We start from the raw sequence: 5,752 nt of genomic DNA, 5'->3' as shown, positions 1-5,752 counted from the left end.
GCAGGTAAAATAGTTATCAATAAAAAAGAACTAAAAGATTACTTCGGTGGTAGAAGTTTAACCTTTGAACCTATTATCCAACAACCACTAATGGCTACTTCTACTTTAGGTAAGTATGATATTTTAGTTACCGTAGAAGGCGGTGGTGTTACTGGTCAAGCAGAGGCTATTCGCCATGGCATAGCCAGAGCCCTTGTCCGGGCTAATGAGGAATTGCGAACAATTCTTGGCCGGGGCGGATTTCTAACTCGAGACCCACGTATGCATGAACGGAAAAAATATGGACTCTATGGCCGAAGACGCAGATTCCAATACTCCAAGCGGTAATTTAATGATTGGTAACCGTTAGATAGTAGCAAGTAGAGAATAACAAGTTGCAAGGTAATTTTTTCGCTACTTTCTACTCTCCACCCTAATTTTTAGGGAGAATATACATACAATGAATGTTCCAGAGGTGTTTTTGGATTTAGTAAATAAGGTAGCGAAGGGGCAAATATCATTAGATTCCGCAGTGGCAGAGATTCAGAGCCAAAGGATAAAACCCTGGCTGGATAAAGAGGCAGTGTTGAATCTTGCTCAAACAATCAATAGCCTAACTAACCAATCTCCACTACAGGCATATTACCTTGCTACCCTTAACTATGAATCAGCAAAGATAATAGGTGATAGTCTTCTTAGAGGCCACTCTACATTTATCTTAGCCAGTCTATCGTTGCGGCTTGCAAGGTATCATCAGGCTATCAAACTCTATGAGGAGGCATTACCCATATTTGAGGGATTAAATAACAACCAAGCAACAGAAGCAATCCTTGGTAACTTAGGTAATGCCTACGACTCCTTAGGCCAATACCACAAGGCTATCGATTATCATGAACAGGCACTGAAGATAGCCACAGAGATTGGGGATAGAGAGGGTGAAGGAAGTCATCTTGGTAACTTAGGTAATGCCTATCACTCCTTAGGCCAATACCACAAGGCTATCGATTATCATGAACAGGCACTGAAGATAGCCAAAGAGATTGGAGATAGAAAGGGTGAAGGAAATTGGTTTGGTAACTTAGGTAATGCCTACGACTCCTTAGGCCAATACCACAAGGCTATCGATTATCATGAACAGGCACTGAAGATAGCCACAGAGATTGGGGATAGAGAGGGTGAAGGAAGTCATCTTGGTAACTTAGGTAATGCCTATTACTCCTTAGGTCAATACCAGAAGGCTATCGATTATTATGAACAGGCACTGAAGATAGCCACAGAGATTGGGGATAGGCAGGGTGAAGGAAGTTGCCTTGGCAGTTTAGGTATTGCCTACTCCTCCTTAGGTCAATACCAGAAGGCTATTGAATATTATGAACAGGCACTGAAGATAACCAAAGAGATTGGATATAGAAAGGGTGAAGGAAGTTGGTTTGGTAATTTAGGTATTGCCTACTCCTCCTTAGGTCAATACCAGAAGGCTATCGATTATTATGAACAGGGACTGAAGATAGCCAAAGAGATTGGAGATAGAAAGGGTGAAGGAAATCATCTTGGTAACTTAGGTATTGCCTATCGCTCCTTAGGCCAATACCAGAAGGCTATCGATTATTATGAACAGGCACTGAAGATAGCCAAAGAGATTGGAGATAGAAAAGGTGAAGGGAATCATCTTGGTAACTTAGGTAATGCCTATTACTCCTTATGTCAATACCAGCAATCTATCGATTATTATGAACAGGCACTGAAGATAGCCAAAGAGATTGGAGATAGAAAGGCTAATGAAGACTGGATTGGTAACATGGGTAATGTCTTTCTTTCCTTAAAGGAATATCAAAAGGCAATAGACTACTATGAAGAAGCAAGAAAGATAGCTGAGGAACTGGGGGACGAGTTAGGGATTGGTTTCACGATTGGTCAACTTGGTAGGGTTCATGAAGAGAAGGGAGAGTATCAATCAGCCATCAGAAATTATCTTCAAGCATCTTCAGTATTCAGGAAACTTAACTCCCCACATCTTGAAAATACACTCGACTACCTTAATAGACTAAAAGGGTCTTTAGGCAAGGAGAGATTTGAGCAGTATATTAGGGAAATTCAAAAGGAGATGTAAGTATGGATTCGATTAGAGCCGAAATTAAAGAGATTTTACCAATATTGGAGGAAAGAGAAAGAAGAAGAATTAAAGAGTTAGTAAAAGACCATCCTGAAGTTAATATGAATATAACTGTAATAAATATGACTGTGAACATTCCCACTTTACCAACAACCTCAAAACCAGCCGAGATAGAAACTATGGGGATTATTGAACAACCCACTAACTTCTTTAAACCAACAAGGTATGAAAGTGGGTTTATTGGAGAGAATTTAAGATTAGAGGAGTTTTCTTCTCTTACGGAGGAACAAAAGATTCAGTTAGACTCTCTCCTGTGGGAAAAGAACAAAGATTGGCTTAATAAAAAATTTCAGGAATTAAATGCCGCCTGGATATCTATAGTTGACGGAGTAGTAGTTAAATCTTCTCCAGATATTTGTGAATATCCACAGAGAAAAGAAATATTAAAACTCTGTGAGGAAAAGGCAAAATTCCCATTTCTTTTTATAAATGACTACTTTTTTATGATTGAAGAAGGGTCTTCCATATGGAGTAAAACATCAGGTGCACCAGATGACCATTATCCAACAACAGAAATTCAAATCGCATCTCTAACAACAACAGTTAAACTACCTTGTGACCTTGATACTGGAACTTATCTACTATTTGTAGATAGGGAAAGATTAATATCTGAAGGGTTAATTACTTCTCATCTTCTGGAAGAAGAAGGAAAGATTCATCAAGGTAATCATTTAAATGAGATATATAAAGGTTATATGATAAACACTTTTTCTGTGGGTATAATATTAGAAGATGGTAAGGTTATAAAGAAAAATTCATTTCCTGTAATCTGTGTAACAAATTGGGGTAAAAGCCCTTTTGTAAAAATAAATAAAAATAGATGTGGATTGGTAGGAAGAGGATTATTTCTAAATTTAAAACGAGTTATTCTCCTTGATTTTAGCCTTTGGGAGACAAAAGTTTTCTAATCCTACAACCTTTTGATTTGCAAATACTGACAAACTTTTATTTAAAAAATTCCGTAACCGTTCAGGTAGTCCTTAACCGTAGAGACGCCCCCTCTTGAGCTAATCATGTCCCACAATTTTTACTGGACACCGTGAAAAGTGATAATTCACAATTGACAATTCACCATTCACCATTTTAAGGAAATTTAGGGAAGAAATGGTGAATTGTGAATGGTGAATTGCGAATTGTGAATAAATGTAACATTGTCCAGTAAAACTTATGGGTAAAGATAAGCTCTTGAGGGGTTAGGGAGTTTAGAGATAAGGGTCTATTTCTCTCTGCGTCTCTGTGTCTGTGCGGTAAACAGTTACAGATTTTTTATGGAGTGGTAAAAAGTGAATAAAGAAGGTTATCCTTTTGTTGAGATAGAGACAAAATGGCAAAAATTCTGGGAAGAAAACCAGATTTTTAAAACTATATCTTCTAAAAAAAAACCTAAATATTATTGTCTTGAGATGTTTCCTTACCCATCTGGCAAGATTCATATGGGGCATGTGCGCAATTATGCCATTGGTGATGTCATTGCCCGATTTAAAAGGATGCAAGGATATGAGATTTTGCATCCGATGGGTTGGGATGCCTTTGGTCTGCCCGCAGAAAATGCCGCTTTAGAAAAAGGTGTTCATCCCGCAAAATGGACACTCCAAAATATCAAATATATGCGAGGCCAATTGAAAAAATTAGGTTTTTCTTATGATTGGAATCGCGAAATTGCCACCTGCTATCAAGATTATTATAAATGGAATCAATGGCTATTCCTGAAGTTCTATGAAAAAGGATTGGTTTATAAAAAAGAGGCAGAAGTGAATTGGTGCGAGAAGTGTCAAACGGTATTGGCTAATGAGCAGGTTGAAAAAGGATTGTGCTGGCGATGTTCATCTGTGGTTAAAAGTAAAAAATTAGACCAGTGGTTTTTTAAGATTACAGATTACGCAGATAGACTATTAGAAGAACAAAATCTGCTTGAAAATTGGCCTCAAAGGGTCCTAACCATGCAGACCAACTGGATTGGTAAAAGTTTTGGCACAGAAATTGATTTTAAAGTCGTTGGCAGTGCTGAGATTATAAAGGTATTTACTACCCGACCAGATACCATTTTCGGTGCTACTTATGTTGTTTTAGCCCCTGAATATCCCCTCGTAGAAAAACTTATCAAAGATATGCCTCAAGAAAATAAAATAAAAGAATTTATTGAATTCCATAAAACAAGAAAGGAATTAGAAGACATTGAAAAACAAGGTATCTTTACCGGACAATATGCTATCAATCCGGTTAATAATGAGAAGATACCTATCTGGATAGGTAATTATGTCTTAATGGAATATGGCACAGGTGCAATTATGTGTGTTCCTGCTCATGACCAGCGGGATTTTGAATTTGCGATGAAATATGACCTGCCAGCACGATTGGTGATTCAATCGCCAGATGAAAAACTCACGGCTGAAACAATGACCTGTGCCTTTGAAGAAGAAGGATATCTGGTTAACTCTGCTCAGTTTGACAATATGCCATGCAAACAGGCAATTGATGCCATTTCTGTCTGGATGGAAAAAGAAAACATTGGTAGAAAAACGATTAATTATCGCCTGAAAGATTGGTTAGTCTCAAGACAACGCTACTGGGGAACGCCTATCCCTATTATTTATTGCCAGAATTGTGGAAAAGTGAAAGTCCCTTATGAACAACTTCCTGTTCAACTTCCAGAAATGGTTGATATTCAAAATGGCGAAACACTGGCGGATATTTCTGAGTTTATTAATACGACTTGTCCTGATTGTGGGAATAAGGCTTATCGGGAAACAGATACGATGGATACATTTGTAGATTCATCCTGGTATTTTGCCCGATACCTCAGCCCAAAAACAGAAAATACACCGGTTGACTTTAATGAGGCAAATTACTGGTTGCCGGTTGACCAATACATTGGTGGCATTGAACATGCAATTTTACATCTGCTTTATGCCCGCTTTTTTACCAAAGTGATGGCAGATTTGGAATTATTTGATGTAAAAGAGCCTTTTAAAAATCTACTCACACAAGGTATGGTCATCAAAGATGGGGCGAAGATGTCCAAATCCAAAGGGAATGTTGTTGACCCAAACGATATTATCACCAAATATGGTGCGGATACGGTTAGATTGTTTATCCTTTTTGCCGCCCCACCAGAAAAAGACCTTGAATGGAGTGACAAAGGAATAGAAGGCTGTTGGAGATTTTTGAATCGGGTCTATCGAATTGTCCAGCAGTATGCAGAAAAGATAAAAAGGATACAGGATGTAGAATGCAGAATGCAGAATGCAGAAGATAAAAAATTGTATTCATTTACCCATAAAACAATAAAAAGGGTGACCGAAGATATAGAAAATGAATTCCATTTTAATACCGCTATTGCCGCCGTAATGGAGTTAGTTAATGAAATTTATAAATATAGACTTCGAGAAGATGACGAAAATAGCTTATTTGTCCTTAACCAGGCATTAGAGGCAGTAGTTTTTTTACTCTCTCCAATGGCACCTCACCTTGCCGAAGAATTGTGGCAACTGCTGGGTAAAAAAACAAGCATCTTTAACCAAATGTGGCTTAAATATGACCCCGAGGCAATCAAAGAACAAGAAATCACTATCCCCATCCAGATAAATGGAAAACTAAAAG

Annotated in this window: 4 protein-coding genes; all 4 read left to right on the top strand. The window is 38.0% G+C overall.

What is annotated here, in order from left to right; all coding sequences use genetic code 11:
* Nucleotides 1–327: 30S ribosomal protein S9 (gene rpsI, locus AB1414_14145; protein MEW6608563.1), on the top strand; the 327-nt coding region annotated here is incomplete at its 5' end.
* A gap of 112 nt (nt 328–439) precedes the next feature.
* Nucleotides 440–2,089: a tetratricopeptide repeat protein gene (locus AB1414_14140; protein MEW6608562.1), complete on the top strand. Its 1,650-nt coding sequence runs from the start codon at nt 440–442 to the stop codon at nt 2,087–2,089.
* Nucleotides 2,090–2,091: 2 nt separating this feature from the next.
* The gene (locus AB1414_14135) at nt 2,092–3,060 is read left to right on the top strand and encodes a hypothetical protein (protein MEW6608561.1); all 969 of its coding nucleotides are present in this window, start codon (nt 2,092–2,094) and stop codon (nt 3,058–3,060) included.
* A gap of 375 nt (nt 3,061–3,435) precedes the next feature.
* On the top strand, nt 3,436–5,752 hold a 2,317-nt coding region (leuS, locus tag AB1414_14130; GenBank protein ID MEW6608560.1), incomplete at its 3' end, for a leucine--tRNA ligase.

Source organism: bacterium (genome assembly GCA_040755795.1).
Classification (GTDB): domain Bacteria; phylum UBA9089; class CG2-30-40-21; order CG2-30-40-21; family SBAY01; genus JBFLXS01.
The sequence above is the reverse complement of the archived record's forward strand: the minus strand, read 5'-3'. Positions and strand labels throughout refer to the sequence as shown.